At 60.0% G+C, this 24,618-nt stretch carries 27 protein-coding genes; 19 read left to right on the plus strand and 8 right to left on the minus strand.

Annotated features, from left to right (window positions below; genetic code table 11):
- Positions 1-124: 124 nt before the first annotated feature.
- The 5 genes from ABDK75_RS14750 to ABDK75_RS14770 form a co-directional block, all read right to left on the minus strand.
- Positions 125-1,336, minus strand: coding sequence for a hypothetical protein (locus tag ABDK75_RS14750; RefSeq protein WP_346006285.1), 1,212 nt, complete (start codon positions 1,334-1,336; stop codon positions 125-127).
- 72 nt (positions 1,337-1,408) lie between these two features.
- Positions 1,409-2,662, minus strand: coding sequence for a DotG/IcmE/VirB10 family protein (locus ABDK75_RS14755; protein ID WP_346006286.1), 1,254 nt, complete (start codon positions 2,660-2,662; stop codon positions 1,409-1,411).
- Positions 2,659-3,585 (minus strand): DotH/IcmK family type IV secretion protein, encoded by a 927-nt coding sequence (locus tag ABDK75_RS14760; protein WP_061929044.1) that lies wholly within the window; start codon positions 3,583-3,585, stop codon positions 2,659-2,661. Before ABDK75_RS14760 ends, ABDK75_RS14755 begins: the two co-directional genes overlap by 4 nt.
- The gene (locus ABDK75_RS14765; protein WP_211569343.1) at positions 3,586-4,233 is read right to left on the minus strand and encodes a DotI/IcmL family type IV secretion protein; all 648 of its coding nucleotides are present in this window, start codon (positions 4,231-4,233) and stop codon (positions 3,586-3,588) included.
- The gene (locus ABDK75_RS14770; RefSeq protein WP_346006287.1) at positions 4,233-4,991 is read right to left on the minus strand and encodes a hypothetical protein; all 759 of its coding nucleotides are present in this window, start codon (positions 4,989-4,991) and stop codon (positions 4,233-4,235) included. Before ABDK75_RS14770 ends, ABDK75_RS14765 begins: the two co-directional genes overlap by 1 nt.
- Before the next feature lie 354 nt (positions 4,992-5,345).
- Here ABDK75_RS14770 and ABDK75_RS14775 point away from each other — a divergent pair, with 354 nt between their 5' ends.
- The 7 genes from ABDK75_RS14775 to ABDK75_RS14805 are packed head-to-tail and all read left to right on the plus strand — an operon-like array spanning position 5,346 to position 11,883.
- Complete coding sequence (locus ABDK75_RS14775) at positions 5,346-5,492, plus strand: hypothetical protein (protein WP_346006288.1); 147 nt, start codon at positions 5,346-5,348, stop codon at positions 5,490-5,492.
- Positions 5,489-6,061, plus strand: a complete 573-nt coding sequence (locus ABDK75_RS14780; protein WP_234931158.1) for a hypothetical protein — start codon at positions 5,489-5,491, stop codon at positions 6,059-6,061. Before ABDK75_RS14775 ends, ABDK75_RS14780 begins: the two co-directional genes overlap by 4 nt.
- Positions 6,058-7,233 carry a hypothetical protein gene (locus ABDK75_RS14785; protein ID WP_211569341.1) on the plus strand — a complete coding sequence of 392 codons (1,176 nt, stop codon included), beginning with the start codon at positions 6,058-6,060 and terminating at the stop codon, positions 7,231-7,233. The genes ABDK75_RS14780 and ABDK75_RS14785 overlap by 4 nt, the downstream gene beginning before the upstream one ends.
- Before the next feature lie 21 nt (positions 7,234-7,254).
- Complete coding sequence (locus ABDK75_RS14790) at positions 7,255-8,928, plus strand: hypothetical protein (protein ID WP_346006289.1); 1,674 nt, start codon at positions 7,255-7,257, stop codon at positions 8,926-8,928.
- A gap of 59 nt (positions 8,929-8,987) precedes the next feature.
- Positions 8,988-11,243: a DotA/TraY family protein gene (locus ABDK75_RS14795; protein ID WP_346006290.1), complete on the plus strand. Its 2,256-nt coding sequence runs from the start codon at positions 8,988-8,990 to the stop codon at positions 11,241-11,243.
- Between the two features lie 8 nt (positions 11,244-11,251).
- The gene (locus ABDK75_RS14800; protein ID WP_234931156.1) at positions 11,252-11,578 is read left to right on the plus strand and encodes a hypothetical protein; all 327 of its coding nucleotides are present in this window, start codon (positions 11,252-11,254) and stop codon (positions 11,576-11,578) included.
- Complete coding sequence (locus ABDK75_RS14805) at positions 11,575-11,883, plus strand: hypothetical protein (RefSeq protein ID WP_211569338.1); 309 nt, start codon at positions 11,575-11,577, stop codon at positions 11,881-11,883. The genes ABDK75_RS14800 and ABDK75_RS14805 overlap by 4 nt, the downstream gene beginning before the upstream one ends.
- A gap of 19 nt (positions 11,884-11,902) precedes the next feature.
- Here the strand turns inward: ABDK75_RS14805 and ABDK75_RS14810 are convergent, their stop codons facing one another.
- Together ABDK75_RS14810 and ABDK75_RS14815 are read right to left on the minus strand one after the other, a co-directional pair.
- On the minus strand, positions 11,903-12,355 hold the full coding sequence (locus ABDK75_RS14810) for a hypothetical protein (RefSeq protein ID WP_249210275.1): 453 nt from the start codon (positions 12,353-12,355) through the stop codon (positions 11,903-11,905).
- Complete coding sequence (locus tag ABDK75_RS14815; RefSeq protein ID WP_346006291.1) at positions 12,352-13,287, minus strand: DsbC family protein; 936 nt, start codon at positions 13,285-13,287, stop codon at positions 12,352-12,354. The genes ABDK75_RS14810 and ABDK75_RS14815 overlap by 4 nt, the downstream gene beginning before the upstream one ends.
- 135 nt (positions 13,288-13,422) lie before the next feature.
- Here ABDK75_RS14815 and ABDK75_RS14820 point away from each other — a divergent pair, with 135 nt between their 5' ends.
- The 12 genes from ABDK75_RS14820 to ABDK75_RS14875 all read left to right on the plus strand — a co-directional run bounded on the left by ABDK75_RS14820 (position 13,423) and on the right by ABDK75_RS14875 (position 21,260).
- Positions 13,423-13,896, plus strand: a complete 474-nt coding sequence (locus ABDK75_RS14820; RefSeq protein ID WP_346006292.1) for a hypothetical protein — start codon at positions 13,423-13,425, stop codon at positions 13,894-13,896.
- Positions 13,897-13,931: 35 nt separating this feature from the next.
- Positions 13,932-14,609, plus strand: a complete 678-nt coding sequence (locus ABDK75_RS14825) for a transglycosylase SLT domain-containing protein (RefSeq protein WP_346006293.1) — start codon at positions 13,932-13,934, stop codon at positions 14,607-14,609.
- Positions 14,610-14,985: 376 nt separating this feature from the next.
- The gene (gene repC, locus ABDK75_RS14830; protein WP_346006294.1) at positions 14,986-16,350 is read left to right on the plus strand and encodes a replication initiation protein RepC; all 1,365 of its coding nucleotides are present in this window, start codon (positions 14,986-14,988) and stop codon (positions 16,348-16,350) included.
- 4 nt (positions 16,351-16,354) lie between these two features.
- Complete coding sequence (locus tag ABDK75_RS14835) at positions 16,355-17,713, plus strand: O-antigen ligase family protein (protein ID WP_346006295.1); 1,359 nt, start codon at positions 16,355-16,357, stop codon at positions 17,711-17,713.
- Positions 17,714-17,950: 237 nt separating this feature from the next.
- The gene (locus ABDK75_RS14840) at positions 17,951-18,796 is read left to right on the plus strand and encodes a hypothetical protein (protein WP_234781698.1); all 846 of its coding nucleotides are present in this window, start codon (positions 17,951-17,953) and stop codon (positions 18,794-18,796) included.
- Positions 18,797-18,904: 108 nt separating this feature from the next.
- Entirely contained in the window at positions 18,905-19,306 is a 402-nt protein-coding gene (locus tag ABDK75_RS14845; RefSeq protein WP_234781697.1) for a hypothetical protein, read from the plus strand.
- A gap of 28 nt (positions 19,307-19,334) precedes the next feature.
- A complete protein-coding gene (locus ABDK75_RS14850) occupies positions 19,335-19,574 on the plus strand; it encodes a hypothetical protein (protein ID WP_061928504.1) in 240 nt (79 codons plus the stop codon).
- 285 nt (positions 19,575-19,859) lie between these two features.
- Positions 19,860-20,132, plus strand: a complete 273-nt coding sequence (locus tag ABDK75_RS14855) for an antitoxin (protein WP_061928502.1) — start codon at positions 19,860-19,862, stop codon at positions 20,130-20,132.
- On the plus strand, positions 20,129-20,539 hold the full coding sequence (locus ABDK75_RS14860; protein ID WP_061928500.1) for a type II toxin-antitoxin system VapC family toxin: 411 nt from the start codon (positions 20,129-20,131) through the stop codon (positions 20,537-20,539). The genes ABDK75_RS14855 and ABDK75_RS14860 overlap by 4 nt, the downstream gene beginning before the upstream one ends.
- Complete coding sequence (locus ABDK75_RS14865) at positions 20,536-20,772, plus strand: hypothetical protein (RefSeq protein ID WP_061928498.1); 237 nt, start codon at positions 20,536-20,538, stop codon at positions 20,770-20,772. Before ABDK75_RS14860 ends, ABDK75_RS14865 begins: the two co-directional genes overlap by 4 nt.
- On the plus strand, positions 20,762-21,112 hold the full coding sequence (locus tag ABDK75_RS14870) for a hypothetical protein (protein ID WP_061928494.1): 351 nt from the start codon (positions 20,762-20,764) through the stop codon (positions 21,110-21,112). The genes ABDK75_RS14865 and ABDK75_RS14870 overlap by 11 nt, the downstream gene beginning before the upstream one ends.
- A 7-nt stretch (positions 21,113-21,119) precedes the next feature.
- Positions 21,120-21,260, plus strand: coding sequence for a hypothetical protein (locus ABDK75_RS14875; protein ID WP_156471952.1), 141 nt, complete (start codon positions 21,120-21,122; stop codon positions 21,258-21,260).
- A gap of 214 nt (positions 21,261-21,474) precedes the next feature.
- Here the strand turns inward: ABDK75_RS14875 and ABDK75_RS14880 are convergent, their stop codons facing one another.
- On the minus strand, positions 21,475-24,615 hold the full coding sequence (locus ABDK75_RS14880; RefSeq protein ID WP_346006296.1) for an error-prone DNA polymerase: 3,141 nt from the start codon (positions 24,613-24,615) through the stop codon (positions 21,475-21,477).
- Between the last annotated feature and the right edge of the window lie 3 nt (positions 24,616-24,618).

Here is a 24,618-nt window from a genome sequence, read left to right on the forward strand (position 1 = left end):
GCGCTGAAAGATGCCCATGACGCCGCTCAGGAGAAAGCAGCCTCCGCCGACGTAGCAAAGGAACGGAAGCAGCCAGGACAGTGCGGCACCAAGATCCTGAGCGAAGTCGAAAAGCCCTTCCATCTTAGTGGATCAGACCTTTTGGGGTGCGAACGACCCATCTCGACCCTGAAGAGGTAATCGTGATGACCGGCCCCCATCCGGGGATGACGGAGCCCGCTTCGACGCGGCTTGCGTTGCCCTGTTCGTCCTGAAGAATGGCAATCCCGGGCGCTCCCGCCTGCACCGTGAACTGGGGCAGATGCACAGGTGCGGCTTTCGGCGCACTTGGTTCCACTGACGGGTGAGGCTGCGCAGCACTTACGGCCCGCGGCGCAACTGGCACAGCACTGCTGTGTTCACGAGCAGGATGGGCCAGAGCGGACTGGCTTGCCTGGAGCGCGCGATCTGTCTGGTCTTCGTGATGCTGAAGCTCATCAAGGCGTCCCTTGAACTCGCCAAGACCGCGGTTCAGCGTCGCCGTCACATTGTCCTGCATGGCGTCGACGTTTTTCTGCAAGGCCGCCACATGATCATCCAGCGCTTTCAGCTGTTTGGCCATTTCCAGCTCGAGGGCTGCGTCTGGTGAAGGAGATGCAGGGGATGCGAAGGAGGGCGCGGGGGCCGCAGCCGGAGCGGCAGACACAGCCGACTGAGCCTGAGGCACGGAGACCGCCTGGCTCGGTGGCACCGCAGAGGCGTTTGGCGCTCCATCCGTGGCGGCGGGCGGCACGGGAATGACTGGAGCCGCTTTGATCTCAGCCGGCTTTGTTGCGGCTGGGGGATCAACCGGGGCTGTCATGCCCTCGCCACCGAACGGGTCGTCGTTCTGAACGACAGAGGGTTGCTGGACCCGCTTTTCCGGGACGTCGGGCGTGCCAAGCGCTGGTGGTGCCAGCGTAAAGGCCGATTTTTGAGCCGATGGGACCGCTGGTGCAGCTGGTGTGGTGGTGATCGATGCGTGTGGTCTGTCATTTACAAACGGGATCGGGACGCCAAAATGTGCACCGACCGCCACAGCACCGCCAAGCAGACCTCCAGCCCCAAGCACCGCCAGAGCGGTACCGACCAGAAGTCTGCTTCGTGGCGCGCGCGGAGCACGGTCTTCCGTGCCACCCTGCGCATTCAGAGGCTTGCGGCGGCTCGCTGTCGTTTCCTCTGGCGCATCTGCCCCGTTTTCTGACAGCTCTGCCTCCTGTGGCATCGGGCCGTCCCCGGCCTGTTTGCCGGTCCGGTCCGTGGAGCGCTTCTGCGGTCGCAGCATCTCCACAACGTCCCCTGTGTCCTCACGGCGCATTGCGTTTCCTCGCATGCTGATGGTCCCTCCTGTGTCGGCCTTGCAGGATGCCAAAGGCCGTTGTGAGTGCAGTCAGGGGGCGTCCACCGGCTCCGCGAAAATCACTCCGATAGGATCATCCTTATGAAGAAGAACCGTCGGGCTCTGCGGGGTTTGCTTTTGCAGGATCTGGCCCATCTCCTGTCCAGCGCGTCCGGCAGCAACACCAAGCTGTTGGGGCAGGGTCAGATGCGTGAACGAACTCACGCCCAGCCCGCTGGTCACACTGTTTGTGTTTGAGTTCTGCATCGCGTTACCGAGACCCTTGACAAAAGCCGCGGCGGCCGGAAGAAAGATGCGTGTCGGGAGGTGTTCATGCACTTCGGAGGCGAGGCCGGTTTCCATGGTGTCGGGTGCTACCGCATAAGCCGAGACTGGCAGCGGATCGCTGTCACCGATCATGAGTTTATCGAACTTGATGACCAGCCGTTCATCTTTGCGCTCGAAGGAGCCTGACAGTCTGTCGTGGGCCAGTGGTCCTGAATCAATCTCGACGAGAACCGGGGTGCCGGGGTAGTCGCTGTTAACACCAAGAAGGGAATGGCCATAGACGCCTCTCCCTGCAGCAAGGAGCCTGTGGGTCGCCGGCTTCACGGTTGCCACATTCTGCTGTGCTGTACTCGCACCTGATGGAGCCGCCTGAGGTTCCTGCGTGAAAGACGTGCTGTCCTGCCTGTGGCCACCTGTTGCCGCGGTTTCTGCTGGAAGTTCCATGTCCAGTGAAGCAGACCTGCCGCTCCACGCAGCCAACAGCTCGACCTCCTGTGCTTCGGAGAGTTCTCCTGGCAGTCGCTCCCGGCTCGCGGACCGTTCGGAAGCAGTCTTTGTGCCTTCCGGCGCGCGGGTGAACTGATTAATCGCAGGAGGCGGAGGTGGCGCTGGCCGAGGCGTTCCGGGGGGCATTACGCCGGCAGTTGATGCAGAACCAGTGCCAGGCATCCGACCCAGCAGAGGGGCTTTATCGTCCCCCAATGGCCTGTTTGTCGTCAGCGCGCTTGCAAAAGATCGTCCACTGGCCTTGGCCGCGTCGGCATCAGCCTTTTCCTTCTCAAGCGTTGCGTTGTCGAGCTTGTCGGAGTGGTTGTTTCCGCCGGCTGGCGGCGCAAGAGTTGGGGTTTGCAAAGCCGCCGACTTCGGTTTTGGCGTCGAGCCGTGGCTCATCATGTACCATCCCCCCGCGGCAAAAACGAGAAGGCCTGCGGCCGCGAAGGCCGGGCGACGAGACGCCTTGAAACTGGTGGCAAGGCCGCTTGCAGATGCGGCCGGTTCTGGATGAGCTTCGCTCACGGGCCGTCCTCCGATAGTGTCGCAGAGACGATCCGGGCGCCTGAAGACAGGAGCACGTTTGATGTCTCGGGGATTTCGTAAATTCCGATGCCGTACTCGGTCTCATGGGCGCTTGGGGCGGGAGAAATCGGCGTGTAATCCGTGCGGAGGTACATCTTGTCGCCGAGCTTCCAAGCCCGGATCCGGTCCGGGCTGACGCCGGAAACACGCAGCGGAACGGCATCGGCCGGTGCCGCGCCGTCGAGCATGGCTTCGAGGTTGCGATCACCCGTAGCTGGCGCGTCGGGCTCGGAATTGGGCGCATCCTTCGCGTTTGGACCGCGTGCGGCAACCCGCACCGTCAGGTCCGCGTCATAGGCGCCCGTTCCACTGATGATCATGAAGGAGATCGGCTTTGGCGCGCCCTTGAGATTGACCAGAACACCGCCATGAGCATAACGCGAGACGGGGGTCAGCTGCAGGACGTTCGAGCCGGCTTCCGGAACACACGCATTGATCCCCACACTGCGCACGGCGGAGTTCTGTCCCTGACCATGGGCGTCGCACCCGCCGCTCTTGTTGGTGGCGATGTCCCAGGCAATGGGCCAGGACTGACCCGTCTCATCGAGAAACGTGATCGCCGCGGGATAGTCCTGCGCTATCCTGATGATATTGGTCTGAGCACCCGGGGCGAGGGAAATACGCACAGACCGCGACACAGGGGTGGCCAGACGGTGAGGATCTTCTGCTGCGTCCAGGTTCTTCTGGCCCTGATCGACCCGGTCATAGAAGTGTTGCATCGCGCTGGGAGGCGGCGGCAAGCCTTCATAAATGGGATCGACCCGAGGTGCGCCGTTGCTGTCCCGCGTGGTCTGTGCGCAGACCACCGTTTCGGGAACTGCTAGCAGCAGAAGCCCGATGACCGCTCTAACTGTGATGTTCATTCAGCCCCCGTTATCGGCGGCGCGAGGCGCGTTGAGTTCTGTGATGACAAGCCCGTCAGGATGCTCGGGGCTGTTGGTGCGCCTGATCGTCACATCCACCGACAGAAGGTTGGTGGTCGAGCCGGAGGCATTCTCCCATTTGAGCAGCATTGGAAATGAGACGTGCCACTCATAGTCGCCACTTCTCGTTTTTCCTTCGGAACGTATCGATGGCGCACTCTTCGGTGTGGCGGTCAAGAAGACACGTTTGGCCTTGATGAAATCAATATTTCCCGGCCCGGAAAATGACTGAGCCCAGGCGTTCCATGCGGGAAGGTCGAAGTCTTTCGCAGAGGCATCCAGATGCTTGGCGTAACTTACGAAATCCATCGTATAGAGATTGGTGACTTTACTCGCTGCCCAGTTGATGACCTCGGAGTCAGAAAAATACGGCTGGTCCGTGACGATCAGCTCCCGGGGTTTCCCAAGCGAGTCATGATAAATGTAACGGACGTGCGGTGTTTTCATCACCAATACGGTAAGGGCCAGTCCCAGAATGACGTTGAGGATCAGACTGCCCGAAAAGGCTATGAGAACGCGCTTGACGATGCGTTGGAGGAACTCCGGATCGAGAAGTCTCCGGCTGATGGCAGCGGACGCATTACGCATCAGTGAAAGCATCCCGATGCGCGGCGCTCGACAAGACGACTGCCGAGGTAGCTGTAATGTTGCTGGCGGCGATCCTTCGGATGCTGGAAAAACACTGTGTTCGTGATGCCACAGGTCCTTGCGATCATCTGGCTGGCAAGTGTTGCATTTTCGGCAACAGCAAACGGGTTTTCAGTCGGAGAAGAGCGTAACAGTGTGAAACCGGCCCGGCTTGGAAGCCCAGCCCTTTTAGCGGCCATGCACACGGTATTATACTTCAGTCCGAAGTATTCAGCGATAAAGGCAGGCGAATAGAGCCTCTTCCACAGATCAGCCAGCAGATGCAGGGACTGGGTGTTCCAGATGGCTCTTCCAGACGCTGTTTTAGGAAAGACGCCCGGTATTGCTGATGCAGGACTGTGGTGTCGCTCATTAACGATGTCGGTATTTTTTCGAGCTTGCGCAGCACGTTGGCGCTTCAGCGTCAGCGGACGGCGCAATCCCAGTCGCTTCGCCTTGTTCGCAACCGCCTGCGGACTTCTCCCGAGTTTCGCGGCAATGACCTTGATCGTGGTGTCCGTCGGATAGGATACCGTCAGCTCCATCGTCTCGTCGTGAGACCATAGCCTTCTGGTTTTCGTCGGCTTTAACGATATTTCTTTACTTGTTGTTAACTCTTTTAAGATCCCAAAAGGACGGAATAACTTGTTGAACGGCAAACCGATCCACGGTGAAACTGCGCTGCCTTGAAAATCAATTTCTGAAATGCTTGCCTGCATGATATTCTTTACATCCGTCGAAGCGTTAATCTATCGTCAAACAGCCTAACCGCTCGCGTCGCAAAATGTTACCAACAACGCGTCGTTTTTGGGGAACTGTGTATTTTTGCAACAGTGCGTGGAGAAGGCAGCGGAGTCCCGAAAATCAGCGAGGCCGCGTTTGGGGAATACCCCCATTCCGTTTTTGCATGGCTCACAATCTGATTTTCGTGGCTTCCCGTTCCGGTTTCGGAATGTCTCGCAAAGACGTTTTTCGGTTGCCGACCCGTTCCTGCCGCCGCGACAGACCGGGCACGCACTCACATCCCCCACCTCTATTATCTCTCAGGATGGAAACCGCTTTGGAGGGTCAAGGTGTCTGGTGAGACGAGAGAGCAGGAAAAGCCCACGGGCGGATGGCTGACAGCAGAGGGCGCGAGGCAGATCCTTGGACCTCTCGGAAAGCCTGTCTCCGGACAGGACAGCCGCCCTTCAGGAACGCCTCCAGGTGCGGCACAATGAGCGCGGGCCGAGAGAGCACACGTCTCACCTTAGTCCCGCTGATCGCCGCGCTAGGTTTCAGTCTGGTGACACCTGCTTTCGCTGAAGACTCTTCCTCCGGCTGCCAGACACTCGTGCAGGCAGGCGCGACCGGGCTTGCTGCAGACCTGAAGGCAGACGACGCAACGATTCATCAGCCAAAGTCCGTGACGAAATTCACCTGTCTGGGAAACTTCTTCAACGGTGTCGGACTGGATGTCGTAACGAGTAAACTGAATGTCGCATCACTTGCCGAGGCGGCGATGGGCAAGATCTGCTCCCAGCTCTCCTCGGAATGGGACAGTCTCCAGAGTTCGGCCCATTGCGGTCTCTCTGTGACGGGGCTGGATACGAACTTCAATCTTGGCCTCGGGGCAGGCAGCTTTTGCCCGAACCTGAGTTTTGGCGGCGGCGGCGACAGCCTGATCAATGCCGGGACGAATACGACCGGCAGCCAAAGCTGGGATGTCTCTGGTCAGAGTCAGCTTCCGTCCGGGTACAGTTTTGAGGCGATTGGCTCGAGCACTGGCATATCCCGGGTGACGCAATGAAGCGCCTTCTTGAAAGAGCCGGACGCCTCGGAGGCGCCAGCCTTCTGGTTCTCACCCTTGCAACCGTCGCGGCCCCGAAGCCGGCTTATGCCTTCTTTGATTCAGCCGCGATTGTGGGCGCGATCAGCACGCTTCAGGGCGCGATGAACAGTGTCATCACGACGGCCCAGAAAGTCCTGAACAGTACGCTTGGCCTCATCAATGGCAGTCTTGGAGATGGCTTCACCCAGCTGAGCAATTACATGAAGGCGCAGGTGGGGGCACAGGAACAGATCGCAGACGCCAACAACATGGTGCAGGCCGAACTTGCCCGAGACGTCCGGGCAGCCCAACAGCGCGACAATCATGCGACCAACCGGCAGGATTGCCTTAATCTTGAAGGCGGTCAGGCTGCCGTTGTTGCGGCGCGAAACGGCGCCGCCGTCGCGACTGCACTTGATAGCGGCAAGGACAAGCGCACGCAGGCCGGGAAAGGAACGCCGTCCTGGGAAGGTGCAGGGCAGGGCGCGCAGGCCAACAACAACCGCCATTTTACGCTTTACTGCTCAGATGCAGAAGCGGACGCCGGAATTTGCTCGCTTGCCTCTACCGATCAGCAGAATGCAGATCAGGACGCCACCAGCCTCCTAACGCCACCGGCATATCAGGATCAGGCCTCGATCGACCGTGCCAATGACTACGTCACGACACTGATCCAGCCGGTTGCTCCCGCCGCGCTGAGAGGGAGTGCTCTGACCTCAGTGGATGGACAGTCTGCCCTCCCGGGCCGCCGTGCCTACAATGCTGCCATTTCGCTCGCCCAGCACGTCGGAGACGACATTATCGGGTGGCACGCGAACACCGTGACCCTGAGTGCCGCCCAGAAAGCTGAGGCGGTCCGTGAGGGTTACACCAACACCTCGGTTGGCTCGGAAAGCGAAGCCACCGAGCTGGAAATCAACCGGAAATACAGTGGTACAGACTGGCAGGCAGACCTGCAGGCGATGCCCTCGGACAAGTCGGTTCTTGTCCAGATCGCTTTGCTGGACGCGCAGCGTAACTGGATCGCCTGGCAGCAGTTCAAACTGGACCAGACCCGGGCGCTGATGGAAGCCAACAGGCTCGCGACGTCTGCTGAACAACGGCTTCGGGCGGTGTCTCCTCTGCCGGTTCCTACCCCAACGCTTCCCTGAACATCTCGAATAGGAATGACCATGTCGGGTACTCTCACTCAACAAGGGCCGTTAGGCTACGTCCTGCAGGCCCTTGATGCTCAGCAGTCGACCATCCCCGAAGCAGAGCGCGGGCTTGCAAAAGATCTTTCGGACCTGACCGCGCGGCTGCAGGAAAACCCGGGACTGGAAAGCGATCCAAAGTTCACCGTTCAGGTGGCGTGGCTTGTCCAGGACTGGAAGGCCTTGAGTGGAACCGGCGCAGAGCCGCAGATCCCGCCCATTCTCGCGGCTGGCCTGAAGGCTCATGGCACAGATCTGCCGGGGTTGGAGAACGAAGAAATGAAAGCCCTGCTGGCGCAGGCTGGCTCGCTTGAAGATCGAGATCTTGTCCGCGATCTCCGCAAAACAGCGCTGGATATGTCCGGAATGTCTCCGGAGGACCAGGCTTCCGTTGCCGCGGCACGGCTGGCTGCCGTTCTGGACTATCGCATCACCATGGCCCTGTCGGGCACTCCTGCTCGCGCGCAACAGGCCGAGCCAGAGCCGTCACCTCGACCAGATGCACAGCAGGCGGACCCCGCTGTGACATCGACGCCACAGCCCGCGCCTCCGAGGGAAGCATCTTCGGAAGTGCAGCAACCGGCTTCTGCTGACATGTCCCAACCAACCGTTACGGAGCCTGAGCTTCCTGTCGCGGAAAGTGAACACCCCTCCCACGAGCCTCAGCAGGCGCCCCGGACACAGCACGAGATCCTTGAGCCTGGCCTTCCCTCGAATGACCCGTTTGAGGACGAAGGATATCTACGGTCTCTTGAAGAAGAGGCCGGTCCCTTTCGGGACGATGAGGAGTTCCAAGGAGATCTTCGCCCTTCTGAGCAACCGGAAGAAGTGGAAGATGCGGTGTTGCAAAGCCCCGCAGAAGAGGATCGTGCGGTACATCGTGACGATCAGAGTGAGGCCGACCGGTCGGAAAGAGAAAAGCCTGAGGCAGCCGTAAGACCCACTCCAGGCACTAGAACATCCCAGCCCGATGCTGATCAAGCGACCGCGGAAAACAAGCCAAAGCCGGAGAGCAAGCCCGCTCAGGCGGAGGCGAAAGTTGCGCCAACCACCGCCACGGCGACCAATCGTCGTGGACTGGCCGACTTTATGAGTGATCTGGTGGGCAAGAGCGATGACCGCCAGATCCTGGACCGGACCCGGAAGGTCCAGGCGGCGGCCCGTGAAGTCGAGGAAGATCTTGGCGCTCTCAAGCGCGTGGGCCATGAGTTCTTTGAAGCCTTCAGTAAAGCCGCATCAGAGCCCGGCCAGTCAGAGCGTTCTGTCATTGCGGGCATGACCGAGGATGGGAGCCATAAGGCACTTCGCGCGCAGCTCAACGCGTCTCTGGAGAAAACGCCCGGCTTCGCAGAGTCCTGGGAAAAACTGCGGAAGTCGTCTCAGCGACTGGGCAAGGAAGTCGAGGTTCTGGGTGATGAAGCTTCCAAGCGGGACGCTTTGAGTGATCCCACTGTGCAGAGCGCAGAGGAAACCGCTGCCAGCGTTGGCAAGAAGCTGGAATCTCTTCCGGGCCAGGAGCCGGGCAAGGACTTTCTGAAGGAAGTTGGCGCGGCACTCGAGCGTCTGGTGGACCGTTTCCATGATTTTTTTACCAAAGATCGAAAACAGGGTCAGGAGCAAAGTCGCGATAACAGCCCGAGCCCCGAGGTCTAAAAACAATGCACCAGTTCATGCGGCTCCTTCGAGTGTCCCGGTACTTCCGGGCGGCTACCATGACAGTCGTTGCCCTCGGGGTAACTATGGGATCCGCCCATGCCGGAACCACGGCAGACAGCGTGAGCTGGAGCAACCTGAGCGCGGGCGATGACTGGTCCGCCCGCGTGCTCGACAGTCTCTTCCCGATGTCAGGCGGTACAGAGACAGCCACAGGCACAATGCTGCAGTATATTTCTGCTTATGCGATGCTGATTGCAGCGTTCTGGATCAGCTATGCCTCCATCCTGCAGGTTCATAAGACAGCAGAGAGCGGGAAGATTTTCTCTGCAAGTTTCTCGGGGTGGGTGCCGCTGCGCGTTGTTGTTGCACTCGGGCTGATGGTGCCGATCCCTGCAAATGGTGGCTTCTCGGTGGGGCAGGCGCTCGTCGTGCAGGGTGCGAAGACGGCGATCGGGATGGCCCGCAATCTGACGGATGTTGTGGCCAAGTCCATCGGCCCGGACGCTTTGCCGCTTGCAGAACCGATCATCCCTGGGACCAGGCAGGTTGTCATGGCGGTGATGGAAAGCGAACTCTGCCGCGCCCTGGTCAACAAAGCCTCAAACAATTCTGACCTTATGCCCGAACCAAAGGTCTCAAACCCAGGCAATGGTTCGCCAGTGACGGTGGATTACAGCCTTGCCGTAGGCGAGGCGACGGCTGCGGCAACCTGCGGCAGCATCTCAGTCACGATCCCGCAGCAGGTTGAGCAGCAGATGCTCGGGTCAAATCTTGATCTGACAGATGTTGGCACCAGGCAGGTCAAAGCGCTTCAGGATCTGATCAGCGCGGTGCGCACGCCCATGTCAACTCTCGCGGATACGATCTGGCAGACGCGGGATGTGACGGCCCTTCGCTCCATGGATGCGGTTCTGACTGCACAGAATACGTCCTATTCCTCCGCGCTGAGTGAGGCGGCCACGGCCATGATCAGTAAGATCCGTGCGCAGTATTCCTCAGATGGTAACGGCTCAAGTGATGCCGGCTATGTGGCTATGAAAAACCTCGGCTGGAGCGGGCTGGGGGCTTACTACCTTGAGATCTCGCGCCTCAATGCAGAGGTGCTGTCCATGTCCTCCATCGTCCCCTCGGTGACTCTGCCAAGCTGGCAGGGATTGGGGTCATTCCTCTCCAGGGACCTTGCGGGTCCGATCACCGCGATTGAGCAGTATCAGGCTGCGGAAGAGCAGAAGCTGGCCACGTCGGACAGCGCCAGTGCGCCCAATGGGGCGACGAGGCTTTTTAACAACGCAGCTTTACCCAGTTCCGGGCAATCGGCTCTGGACCGTGTTCTACAGGCACTCGGCATCACGAACGGGGTCATGACGCTGATCGTCAATCATCTCCTGTCGCCAACATCCGGGAGCGACTGGACCGACCCGCTGGGGGCAATGATCGGGCTTGGCCATCTTCTGATTCACACGGCGCTCGCGATTATTGGCGGTGCTGCGGTGCTCAGTAGCAAGACGGGGGCGGGGCTCGCGACAGCGGCCAATCTTGCCACCGGAGATGTCCCGGCTGCCATTGCATCTGCGGGCAGCTTCGCACTGAGTGGTCTGATCAAAGCCCTGCTCACGCCTGTCTTTGCGGCTGCTTTCTTCCTGCTTGCGCCCGGCATTACGCTTGCTTACGTTCTCCCGATGACCCCGTTTGCTTACTGGATGGCAGGTGTGGCGGGATGGTACATCGTCGTGGTCGAAGCCGTGGTGGGCGTTCCGCTGTGGATGCTGGCCCATCTGGTGTTTCAGGGAGAGGGCCTTCATGGCCGCGGAAACCGTGGCTATGAAGTGCTGTTCACAATTCTCTTTCGCCCGGTGATGATGATTGCGGGTCTCGTGCTCAGTTACACGATCTTTGCCTCGATCTCCTGGCTGGTCATGAAGGCGTTCTCGATTGCCACCGGGTTCGTCTTTGAGCGTGGCTGGCTTCTGGACAATTTTATCGGCCTGATCGTCCTGCTCTGCATGTTCGTCACGATGGAGATGAGCATCGCAGTCATGTGCTTCAGGCTGATTTCGACCCTGCCACACCACATCCCTGCGATGGCGGGCATGACGAGTATCGGTCGTGTGGACAGCGATGACTTTAATGACAAGTCAACCGGCCGCGGGATCGCCGCTCCTACAGACACAGCTGCAAAACTGGCTCGCGATACAGTGTCGAATGTGAGTGCAGACGGGAAAGGGCAGAATACCGTCGACAACGACAAGGCCGAGCCAGTAGACTCAACGACAAGAGCTCTCATGCAGATCTCTGGCCGCGCCGAAGATTAGGGAGAACGATGATGGGAGACATTCTAGATTACGATAAGCTCTGCCGCATCACGCAGGCTACCGAAAGAATGGCACAGGCTGCCGGTAAGTCGGTTCCCCTGGCTGCCTATAATCAGGTCGTAGATCTTCATAACGACCTTGTCAGGCGGTATGATGCACTAGCCGAAGAACTCAGGGTAGCTAATCGTGGCCTTGATGTGATGGAGAAAAATCGCGATGAGTGGCGGGCGTGGGGCGAAGACACCCGAGAGCTCTGGCGAGGCCGTGCCGAGAAGGCGGAAGCGCAGGTTGCCTCGCTCAAAGCTGAGCTAAAGGCAAAGGGCAGCAGGTCTTGACGGTCATTTCGTTGAGGCAAAGTGTCGCGGGCCTCACGTTGCTGTGCAGCCTGTCAGCCTGCGCTCACGGCAACATCCGTTCGATCTCGTCTTACAATGTGCCACCACCACCCAAGGTGAAGCAGCCGCTTTACGATCCTTACGCGCCCTATGGCTCTGCGCCCGTGACCTGGCGTCCTGCGCTGGCCACCCGCGCCGGCACCATTGTCAAACCTAATGATCCGGTCGATCAGGGTGATCGCCCTGATTATGAAAAGGCCGCCTGGTCGATTGACCGCAAAGCCGCCCAATCCGGGACGTTCTGAGGCGTCCCGGAGACTGGCCTCACCGAGGCCAGAGCAGCCGCCCGTCCGAGAGATACTCCGAGAGTTTTCCGGCGCGTCCTGTCCGGGCCTGCCAGTTTGAGAATCCCTGAATAACAAACTGGCTTCCCAGAACGATCGCACAGGCGAGCGCTTCCACACAGGATGCGCTGAACGCAGCCCCGCCGCTCCACATGAGGATCATCACCCACCAGAGGCTCGCTAGCACACAGAGCGTGCCATACAGTCGCCCCAGGGTTCGGGTGCGCTTACGGATTGCAGCCATTTGCGGCGACATGAGAGGCTGGTCCTCGAACGTCGTCTGATCCACGGGCTGTATCACAGGAACGTCCTGAAGGATCCGAAGACCCTGCTGCGCCGTACGCAGACCCGGCCTCAGCGCAAAGATAAACGGAAAGACGAGCCATAATGCGGCTCGTCCGGCCCGCTGCTTCACGGTCGGACGACCGCTCACGCGTGAAGGCTCGCGAGAAACGCATCGAGATCGTCTGGCAGTCCTGCCTCAACATGCGGGGTGCCGTTGCGATCCTTCCACACGAAGGTTGGCGTTCCTCTCAGACCGATCGCATGAGCGGCAGAGAGATTTAGCATCAGGCTGGCGCCCGCCGTGTCGGATGTTGTGTGGCCTGGAACAGCATGGCCAAGGTCATCGATCTGGTTCCAGAGTGCCGCCATGTCATGCTGCTTTGCAGAGAGCATTTGCTGCGCAGCCGGCGTACTGGCGCCCTTGTTTTCATGATCGTTGATCGAGACCGGAACGATCGCAAGCTGTAGGCGTCCGGAAGCAACAGCAGGCTTCAGGGCGGCGTAGGCACGGGTCGAGAACGGGCAGAGCGGATCGATGAACATATAGACGCGGGGTGCCGTGTCCTGCCCCTCAAGCCCGAAGGCAACCGCCTTCACGCGCTCAACAGGATCCACTGCAGGAGGTGCAGACGTCGCTGAGGGCGCGCCCGGCCTTGAGCCCTGACCTGAGCCAGAGGGAGTCCATTGCACGGTCGGGATCGCACCCGGGATCGATGAGACCTGGTCGCGCGTGATGTTATGACCGGTCGCATCCCACATGACCCCTCCGATTTCGGCCAGATGGTCGGGCGTCAGGTAAAAGACACGGAACTGCGTGCCGCTCCGGGCAAAGACCGCCTCAAGACCATGTTCGGATTTGAGCCGATAGAGTTGTGCGCCCTGGCTCGCAAGGCGGGTCAAAGCAGGTGAGGCGGCAATATCGGCAGCGGGCAGCGTTGGCCCCATCTCCGGCATAACAGGTACAGGCCGTGACGGGGAAGAGCCACCGGCAGCATGGATTGGCTCGGCGGCGGGGCAGGTCGAGGCTCCGAGAGCAACAGCCGGAAGCCCGAGCATCAGCATCGGGATGAAAGAGCGCATAGGTTTGATCCTCCTGCGGACATCATGACGGGCGCGCATGTGAGTGCGATCCGGGGGCGTTAATCAGGGTCGTGTTCGCACTCACATTCGGATCGGTCACACTATGGGGACGTACTTTCTAAAGGATTCTGCACCATGCGCTTTCGCTTCTGGCTCGCCGTCTGTGTTTCGCTGGCGGCCCCCCTGGTCTCCCAGGCCTCAGCGCAGCATCTGACGCCGGAGCAGCTGGACAGGCTGTCGCAGGAGCGTCAGTCGGAGATCGGTTCCCGCAACTGGGGTCCGCCCCCGACAGTCACACAGGCCCCGCAGGCGCTGCACGCCACGCCGGTTCCCGTGACCTGCCGCAGTCCCGCCCACGACTTCGAGCCGCTTTTTGCCGAGCCGCGTCGTGGTGCGGTCCATGTTGGAACAGCCGCTCCGCAGATCGCGGTGACGGACACGGTCTTTCAGGGCTGGCGGCAGGTTCTGCGCTCGGGGACGACGTTTGCCTGGATCCCGGAGGCCGATGTCGTGGCCTATCGCCCGCTCGTGGACGGCGCGTCCCCGGCCTGTGTTGTCTCTGGTGAGAACGCGGCCGGGATGGTCCTGTTTACGCATCCGGCCAAGTGAAAGCCTTCCCGGTTCTGACGCTGCTGACCTTCGGCATGAGCAGTCCTGTCACGGCGGCTTTCGGGGCAGTGCCTGAGCAGATCGTGCCGACCAACCCGGAACCCGGATCGCCCGTCTTTACGCGGCCATCGACCGCGACAACGACTGGCGGGACCACCGCCACATCCTCGTATCAGGGCGCGTGGGGCACGGCGGATGCGTATGGGACGCTGATGGCACAGACCTATGGGGCAGACGCGGTTGCTGCGGCGCAGGCGGCCGGGATCAATCCGGACACGCTGGCGGCGTTCGGGCAGATCGAGAGCCATTTCCAGAATGTCGGGAATACGTCCTCGAGTGCTCAGGGAGTCTGGCAGGTCACGGACGGCACCTGGAACCAGTATGCCTCAGAACTCGGTCTGAGTGCCGCGGACCGCTCCGATCCCGTTGCTCAGGCCAAGGTGGCGAGCGCTATCATCAGTGATTACGCGTCCGCCGTGAATCGCTCGACAGGGGCTCCGGCCACCGGAACGCAGGTGTATGGGGCCTACATGTTCGGCACCAAGGCCGGCGCCGCCATTGCAACCGAGTCAAATGCGAGTACGCCACTCAGCCAGTATGTCTCCGCCAAGACGCTCGCGGCCAACAATATGAGTGGCTGGACGGTAGGCCAGTACCAGCAGACGGTGGCCAGCCGCATGGGCAGCGGGGCTTCGGAGGCCGTCACAAGTTGAAAATAGCGCGCCAAAATGGACACACTAAATGCCCGTTTTTACTCAATTATTTTTCTGAGCAGACGCTTTCGAGGTTGTTGCAGCGCCCAAACGGAGGCACGATGCCCGGATGTCTGGAGACGTCCCTGTGGGCGGCGCCAGCGAGTCGATCCAGAGGACCCCCGATGACGTAGCGCCCACAAACCAAAAACCCCGCCTCCTCCGATTTGGCGATCGGAAGAGCCAGGGCTCCGGCAAAACAGTTGCTAGGTGAGAAATTAGTAAATTCATCTAGCGTCAGCTCTTTTCGAAACGCAAGCACTAAATTGCGAACGGGAGCGTTTTGTCTGGTGTCCGGCCGTGAGGTGGTCCTCTCACCCCCAGACCGGACCGATCAATGGAGCATTCTGCACAGACGCAGAGGGCGCAGGCCCCGTGCACACGGCGTGGCCGACGCCGGATTAGTGAGGCCATGCTGGCCGCACGCGACGAACTGACCACCCCCGTCCCGGCTGAACCCGGCAAACGGGATATGCTGAACATGCTGAAATCCCTCCGCGGTGTCCTGCCCGTCAGCCGGGGAGCAGCCTCGACGCTGATCATCATGGTGGAGAAGACCTCTCCGGACGCCTGGACGGCGCTTGAGACGCCCTTCATCTACGCGCACAACACCACGCTCATGTCCTGGACAGGACTGTCGCGCAGTACACTGCAGCGGCACATCCGGGAGCTGGCGGACGCGCGGCTTCTGGTGCCGCAGGACGGACGCAACGGACAGCGCGGCCGACGATGGCAGGCGGAGGAAGGCCAGACGCAGGTTGGCTTCAATCTGGCGTCCCTGCGCTATCGCTGGCCGGATCTGCTGGCCCTGAGCGCGGAACAGCGGCGACTGCGCCAGCGCGTGTCCTTTCTGCGCGACAACATTGCCAGCCTGAACGACACGGTCCGTGCCCAGGCCGAAACCCTCGGACTGGAGGCCATCCTTGAGCAGGCAGTGGGGATCATGCGCAGCCGTCTGAGGACGGTTCAGCTCGGTACTCTGGAGGGGCTGTACCGGGAGATGCTGGCCCTTTCTGCGGCTCTGGCCGGGCAGTGTGCCGAGCGTGAATCCGGGCCGGATAACGCGCCTGTGGAAAACGGTGTTTTTTCAACGTCGTATCCAGCAGAAATGAGGCCCATGGGTCCTCAAAACGGGGCCCACTATACAAATACTAAAAACATTCAATCTTCTAAAAAAGTAGATCACGTAGCCGCTAAAAGCGGCATTCGCATTGAAGAAATGCGGTGTGAAGGGCCGAGTTCCGGAACCGACCGTTCGAGTGTGTATGACCGGACAGCGTTGCGCGGGTTCAAGGGCACGGCGACGTTCTATCTGGAAATCTGCAGCAGCCTGCGGGATCTTTGTTCCACCGGTCGGCCGAGTGCCGAGCAGCTGATCGAGGCCGCCGAGTATCTGTCGGGGCAGGTGGGTGTAACCTGTCATGCCTGGTCGCAGGCTTGCGTCGTCCTCGGCCGGTTGCAGGCGGCCGTCGCCGTCATCGTCATGGCGTCCCGGCTGGAGCGTGGCGCTGTCATCCGGTTCCGGGATGCCTATTTCCGCTCCCTGATCGAACGCGGAGCCCGAAACACCCTGTTCCTTGATCGCAGCCTGTATGCACTGCGGGATCATCGCACCCGGGAAGTGGGGATGCTGGCCGAGGCCGGTGTCTCGCTGGCCGCCGTAGGCGTGCAGGGACCGAAAACGCGAGCGAGCTGGATCTGACAGGATGGTGTTTGAAAAGCCCACTCTTCTGCGCGTTCTGGATCGTCTCGGCGCACTGACCACTCTGGTTCTGCCGCTGTTTCTGGTGCATTGGCGCGGTCTCGCCGAGGGCTGTCTGGATGGGCTCGCCGTCGGATTTCTGCTTCGGAGCGCCCTGACCCGCGAGTGGCACTGGTGTCGTCAGGGTTTCGTCTGGCCGGCCCTTGTCTGGTGGGGGTGGCTGGTTCTGTGTTCCCTGCCACGTCAGGTGCCAGTTCCAGCAGAGGCGACTGCCAGTTTCACCCAGGCGCTGTTGGCCATCCGCTTTCCGGTCGCGGCATTCGCTCTGGCGTTCTGGACGTTACAGGATCCCCGGACCTGGACATGGTGTCGCCGTTTGGTGGTCGCCTGCGTGCTGTATCTGGGTGGGCAGATGCTGCTTCAGGCGATCACGGGCCATAACCTGTTTGGCAATCCGCGTTTTGGTGATGGGACACTCACTGGCCCCTACGACAAGCCGCGCGTGTCTGCGCCTTTCGCTCTTCTGGGTCTTCCGGCTGCCCTGTTTGTGGGGGCGCTGTTGGGACAGCGGGCGACACGCTCCTGGCGAAAAACGCTTCTGACGGGCGCGGTTCTTCTGCCGGTTCTCGGATTGCTGGTACTGGCAGGCCAGCGAATGTCCCTGGCGACATTTCTTCTTGGCACAGCGGTCTGTGCTATGGTGCTCCCGACCCTGCGGCGTCCTGCGCTCGCGCTTCTGGTTGCCAGTCCGGTTCTCATTGGACTTCTGGCGTTCGTGTCCCCGGACGCTTTCGGTCATCTGGTGACAAAGACACACACCCAGCTTACCCACTTCGCCAGCTCTCCGTATGGGCAGATTTACAACCGCGCGGCCGTGATGATCGAAGCGCATCCGGTCATGGGGTTAGGGGACGATGCGTTCCGGCACTACTGCCGTTCTGAGGTGTTTCTGAAGCCCGGTCCGAGCCATCTCCAACCGGATGGAGGCGGGGTGTCTGTGTGTGTTCAGCACACCCATAATCATGTGCTCGAAGCCGCCACCAACAGCGGATTTTTAGGCGCCGTCCTGTTCGTCGCGATGATCGGAAGCTGGTGGCGTGTTCTGGGACGCACCGCCAGGAGGCAGACCGGTCTTTCCGCAGCAGAGATTGCCTGGCGTGTCGGTCTCTTCGGGGCCGCTGTGCTGCATGAGTGGCCTCTGTCGTCACAGAGCGCTTTTCTGAACATGCCGCTTGGCGGGATTGCCTTTCTGCTTCTGGGGGCAGGGCTGGCAGAAGCCGTCAGGGATCTGAAGGCGGATCGCCCTGACGTCGAAGAGACTGCTCGCGACGCTTTAACTCTTTCTCAACGGCCTCCCGGATAAACTCCGCCATGCCCCCTTGTCCGACAAGACGGACGATCCGCTCTCGCGCGGAGGAATTCAGGCGCACGGATGTGAGTTTGATATCGAGTGGTGGTCTTCCCATGGACCCTCGCTACACGGGAGCAGGCGTCAGTGTCAATTTGATAATAACCGAAATCGCTTATTGACGTATAAGAGCAATCGGTTATTACTTTTCCTAACGCAACATACTGTGTCCCCGTTTGTCAGGCGGGGACCGTGATCGACAGGTCCGTCATGACACTGAAAGCCATTTCAAAAACACTTTTCTCCAGCTCTGCCCTTCTGCTTCTGGCGGCCTGCAGCAGCGGGATGCCCGCGCCTGAGCCCGTGCTGCTCAGTCAGTTCAATCAGAACACGGACCGGTTTGGCGTTGTCAGCACGGTCGGTAAGGCTGAGGGTACGATCCAGAAAAACGGTCGGTCCTGCGATATCTACAAGATTTACACGACCGGCCTGACGGCTGGCGGCCGCGCTGCCATGAAGGCGGGTGAAGTTGTCACCAGTGTTGCAACCCTTGGGTTGGCGCAGGTCATCTGGGCACCGGTGAAGGCTGGCACCCGTCCGCAGTTGCATACGGTTCTGTTCTGCTTTGGCAGTAACGACAAGCTGGTCGACATCTATGACAAGGATCCGACGGATTCCACCGGCCCCGATCACCTGATCATTAACCGCACGGCGTACAGCACGCCTGTTGTCGCAGCACCGGCTGTACCGTCTCTTCAGGCTGAGGTGACAGCACAGCCCGGTCAGCCTGTGAGCGTCACACCGGTTGCTGTCGCGCCTGCGCCTGTAGAGGCCGTGGCACCCGCTCCGGGTGCGCCGACCACGACGGCCGATGGCGCACCAATCATTTATGAAAAGGCCGTTGCACCGAAGGCGGCGGAAGCCGCTGGCGCGATCAGCCTGGATAACATGGCCCAAGAAGCGACGACCGGGTTGCAGCAGGTTCAGACGGGCAAGGCCAAGGTTCAGGCGGGCGCAACGGCAGATGATTTGAACTCAATCAGCTCGCAAAAAGCTGTGGCCGCCAATCAGGCGGTGCTATCGGGCAAAGCGAATTAAGCCTTTTTAAGCCCGTGCTGAGCCACGGTGACGATGAGCGTGTTGGGAAACATCCGTTTCCCAACTCAAAGTCCAACTGATGTCGTGCAGCGAACAGGGAATACAGCCGTGAATAATACGGAGACAGAGGCGCAGCGTGCGTTGGAGATCACGGTATATGGTGTGGTGCTCCACGTTCTGCTTGATAACGTGGAGGCCGTCATGGAGGCTGAGCCTGAAGAAGACATGCCAGAAAATTTGTTAACTCTGCTGTCTCTTCGAAATCAGCCCTTCATGATTCATGCGGTGCTGGACAACTATATCCTGAGCAAGCTCGGGAAACAGTTCGGCGCGTCCGTCAGCGCGAACGAGGTGCTCTCGATCGCAGAAGAAAATGATCCATATTTTGGCACATTACTTGCTGCCGCTGCCGGTTCAGACATCATCACGCATCCTGATCCGTCCGCTACACCCTACGCGAACGCTCGGGTCTTTGTCGTAGAGCTTGAAGAGCCGGCAAAACGCCAATGAATGTCGAAAACCGGTTGGAGGACGCGGTATGACTGATCAGGCGATCCTCACGGCTCCCGATGAGGCATCACTCAAGGCCCAGTATATATCGACGTTAGAGCGCTTCGTCGATGATACGAACGCGATCCATAAGGCGGTAGAGGCAGACTTGTGCTGGTTTCCGGATATGCTTGCCCTTGCTGAACGAGCCAGGGTGATTGTCGAGGACCTAGAGAGAAAACAGACTGAGTCCTTCGACCCATGCGATTTCGAAAATCACCCTGTTTGAGGGCCGGTATCGAACGCAAAACCTGTGGATTTATGGACAGCCGTTTCACGGTCGCGCGCATCCTGTTGGACAGCCCATCATGCTGACCACAGACGCGGTTCTGCCCACAACTCCTCAGGTTCAACACCAACAAAAGTCCCTCCTATTTTCTAAACAAAATCGCCTGATGCAGTTCTCTTCACTGCCCTTTTTTCGCCAGGACCTTGAGAGACCAACCGTTTTCAATTCTTGATCTTCAAAGGAAAACGGCATATACAATATGGCATATACAAGCAGGAGGCAGCCATGCCGGTCCCGGAAATTCCCCCGCGCCCAAGGGAAGTAAAACTCTTTCGGAATAATCGCAGCCAGGCAGTCCGTATTCCTGTCGAATTTGAACTGCCGGGAGACCGCGCGCTTATCCGACGCGATGGGGAAAGACTGGTGATTGAGCCGGTCAAAGCTCCATCTTCGCTGAGCGAACTCCTCGCAGCATGGCGAGAAGAGCCCCCTCTGGCACCCGAGGACGACTTCCCGGAAGTTCTGGATGTAGCCGCCAAGCCAGAAGATATCCTGTGAGCGCCTATCTTCTTGATACAAATATTATCAGCGATCTTGTCCGCAACCCCTCTGGGTCGGCAGCAAAGCATCTCGAACAGCTTGATCCGGCCGACTTATGTACCAGCATCATTGTAGCCGCGGAGCTGCGATACGGATGTGCAAAAAAGGGCTCTCCAAAACTCCTGGCCCGCGTTGAAAGCGTACTGGCTTTTGTACCGGTATTACCACTCGATATTCCAGTAGATGGCGAATACGGAGGCATTCGGGCGGAGCTCGAAGCAGCAGGGCAAACAATCGGCATGAATGATTTATTGATCGCGGCCCACGCATACACGCTCAAAGCCATTTTGGTGACGAACAATGTCCGTGAGTTCAGCCGCGTCAGAGGGCTGAAGGTCGAAAACTGGTTGGAGGAAGTGCTATGATCGACAAGGAAACGACCGACGAAATCGATATGCTGGATGTCCTCAAGGGAAGGTTTGGTGCGGGCCAAGGCGTAATCACCTTGTCACGGGACATGAGCGACGCACAGATCGGATCGGTAGTCAGGGCCAGCCTGAAGCTAGCCGGGGGCAGAGCAATTACCGTTATCCCGCCCCTGGAACCACATTATGACGAGTTCCATGAGTTCTTGAAGGTGAGTGGCGATGACCAGTGACAACGATACGACCGAGGTTAGCTTTCCGGCATCCCTTCGCCCCACCCTTCAAGCCCTTGTCACCAGGGCAACGGAAAATGCTGACGGATCCGACGAGTACGATTTCGCTGCGGCGGTAGAAGTTGCGGACGCGGGTGTCGTTACCAAAGGACTTGCACGGCTCGGGATCGAGGTTAGTCCGAAAATCGCATATCAGGTCTGGTCATTGATATCCGAAAATTACCAAGCGGGGTGGCTGGAAGGGCCGCGGGACGCAGAGGATGCATCCCGTGCGGTTCTGGGTCTTTGTCAGTACATTGCAGACGGAACAGATTATGCAGGCTTTTCGGGTAAGGGATAATATAGCAATGAGAGAGCTTTTCATCGGACTTATCGTGGGCACAGCCTTGTTCGCGCTCGCGTATAATTTTGGCGCGCTGGACTCGTTCATCGCGACATGGACGCCGATAAGCCATTCAGGCGCCGGTGGGCAACTTGACTGGAACTGATGATGAACGATGCGGCCGACGCAATCGATGTCGGAGATCAACCTGATCATAAAGCCTGTGGATTTATGGACAGCCGTTCCACGGCCGCTCGCGTCCTGCTGGACAGCCCTGCAGGCTGACCACAGGCCGCGGCTCTGCCCACAACGCCACAGGTTCAACACCAACAACAATGCCTTCATTCTTAAAATAAAATCGGCCGAGCCGGTGTTGTCCCCTACCGAAAGTCCCGTGCCTTCAACAGCTCCGATCCCTGAAGCAACGGCGTGCGGTCTTCCAGGCTGAGCACAACGACATGAATCACATCACCTTCCTTCTGAAGCCGCCCCTTGCAGGCCAGAAGACGGGAGGCGAGAAGAGGACGGCGGAAGCTCTCCTGCACATCCTTCCAGACAATCAGATTGGCCGTTCCGGTCTCGTCCTCGATCGTGACGAACATGGTGCCGTTGGCCGTCCCTGGCTTCTGCCGCATCAACACCAACCCGGTGAGCTGGATCCGACGCCCATCCCGCAGATAAGGGAGATCCCCGCAACGCACGATCCCTTCCTTTCGCAGGCCCTCCCGTAGAAACGCGACGGGATGCCCGTTCAGACTGAGTCCCGTCGTCCGGTAATCTTCATGCACCGACGCCCGCTCTGACATTTGCGGCAAGGCAATCTCCGGCTCGATCACCTCCGGAAGCGGAAAGTTCCGGCCCCGATCCGCCGCCTCAAACAGCGGCAGGGCGGTATCGGCGAGACCCTTGATCGACCAGAGCGCAGCACGGCGCATTTGTCCAAACACCCGGAAGGCATCTGCTTCCGCCAGACATTCCAGGGCCGAGACCGGCACATCCGCACGGCGCCAGACATCGTCAATGCTCTCATAGTCCGGCATCCGGGCCGCGATCAGGGCGGCCCCATGGCCGTTCGCCAGCCCGCGCACCATCCTGAGCCCCAGCCGGACTGCCGCATGCCGTCCGTTCCGGCCGCGCTCCAGTGTGCAATCCCATCGTGAGGCGTTGATACAGATCGGCCGGACCTCGACCCCGTGGCGCTGTGCGTCCTGAACAATCTGCGAGGGCGCATAAAATCCCATCGGCTGGCTGTTCAGCAGGGCCGCGCAGAACACATCCGGGTAATGGCATTTCATCCAGGCTGACGCATAGGCGATCAGGGCAAAGGAGGCGGCGTGGCTTTCGGGGAAGCCGTAACTGCCAAAACCTTCGAGCTGCGCGAAGGTCTGCTCGGCAAAGTCCTGCTCATAGCCATTGGCCAGCATCCCGTTCACCAGCTTGTCCCGGAACGGCGAGACGCCACCTGTCATTTTGAACGTCGCCATCGCGCGGCGGAGCTGGTCGGCTTCGCCTGGCGTAAAGCCTGCGCAGTGGATGGCCACCTGCATGGCCTGCTCCTGGAACAGCGGGACACCGAGTGTTTTCCCGAGGATGCCGCGCAGGGTCTCGGACGGATAGGTGACAGGTTCCAGTTTCTCTCTTCTGCGGAGATAGGGATGGACCATATCTCCCTGGATCGGCCCTGGCCGGACGATCGCCACCTGAATGACCAGATCATAAAAAGTCCGGGGCTTCATGCGCGGGAGCATGGACATCTGCGCCCGGCTTTCGATCTGGAACGTGCCGAGCGTGTCCGCTTTTTGGATCATGCGATAGGTCTGCGGATCCTCGGGCGGGATCGAAGCGAGATCCATGCGGGTCTGATACACGGTGTGCAACAGCTCAAACCCGCGACGCAGACAGCCGAGCATTCCCAGTCCCAGAACGTCCACCTTCATGAAGCGCAGGACGTCGATGTCATCCTTATCCCAGACGATGATCTGCCGCCCGTCCATGGCGGTTGGCATCAGGGGGACGAGTTCATCCAGGTGATCCTTGGTTAGCACAAACCCGCCCGGATGGGTGCCGAGCTGGCGGGGAAAGCCCAGAAGCAGACGTGCGAGATGGAACGTTAGACTGAGTCGGCGATCCTTCAGGTTCAGGCCAAGATCGGCCGCACGCGCCTTGCACAGATCGGGATCGGCTAACGATGAAGCGATGTGTTTTGAAAGCTGGCCGGTCAGATCTTCCGGGAGCCCCAGGACCTTACCCACTTCCCGCAACGCCCCTTTGGGCTGATAGCGCTGCACGGTCGCGCACAGAGCCGCGCGGTGGCGACCGTAATGCCGGTAGATCCACTGGATGACCTCTTCTCGGCGGTCACTCTCGAAATCCACGTCGATGTCTGGCGGTTCCTGCCGTTCAGCCGAGATGAACCGCTCGAACAGCAGGCCGGAGCGGACCGGATCAATACTGGTGATTCCCAGGACGTAGCAGACGGCAGAGTTCGCGGCAGACCCCCGCCCCTGACAGACAATGCCAAGCGAGCGGGCATGACGCACGATCGTATTCACGGTCAGGAAATACGGCGCGTAGGCCAGAGAGCCGATCAGCTTCAGCTCGTGGGCAATCTGCGTCTCGACCTCAGGCGGCGCCCCGGCCGGGTAGCGACGCGGTAGCGCGGCCTGGACCAGGCGTGTCAGGGTCTGCTGCGCGCTTTCGCCTGTGCGCTCGGTTTCGGTCGGATACTGGTACGTCAGGTCGTCGAGACTGAAAGCACAGGCCTCGGCAATCCGTCGCGTGTTGGCCAGGGCGTCCGGAAAGGCGGCGAACAGGCGTGCCTGCTCTTCAGGGGCTTTCAGGTGGCGATCGGCGTGAACGTGACGGCGGTCGCCGAGAGCATCGACTGTGCAGCCTTCCCGGATCGCCGTGACGACGTCCTGAAGAACGTGACGGCGCGCATCGTGGTAGAGCACATCTCCCGTCACAACGCAGGCCAGACCTTGTGCCGCACTGAACGCCGCGAGCGCGTGAAGCCGCGCTTGGTCTCCCGGCTCTCGAAACATCGTCAGCGCGAGAAACCGGATTTCTTCTTCGCCCGTCCTTTGTCGTGGCAGAGCCAGCAGGCTCTGAACGTGCCCGGGAAACGCCGCCAGGTCCTCGGGCGGCAAGAGGATCAGGAGGAGGTCCGGTGCCGCTGTAATGAGATCCTCCCATCCCAGAAGGAACACATCCCGCTCGCCCCGATGATGACCAAGCGTCAGAAGCTGGCACAGACCCGCCCAGCCTGCGCGATTGCGGGGGTAGGCCAGGAGCGTGCTCCCATCGCGCAAAGCCAGACGGCATCCGGGTAGGAAACGGAGACCGGCCTCCCGCGCTGCCAGATGGGCGCGGATGACCCCGGCAACAGTGTTCCAGTCGGCCAAACCGATCGTGTCATAGCCCAGAGCTTTCGCCTGGAACATCAGTTCATCCGGCTGGCTGCCTGAGCGCAGGAACGAAAACGAGGATGTCACCTGCAGTTCGACGTAAGGCGCGCTCACGGC

The organism is Gluconobacter sp. OJA, assembly GCF_039638325.1.
Classification (GTDB): domain Bacteria; phylum Pseudomonadota; class Alphaproteobacteria; order Acetobacterales; family Acetobacteraceae; genus Gluconobacter; species Gluconobacter cerinus.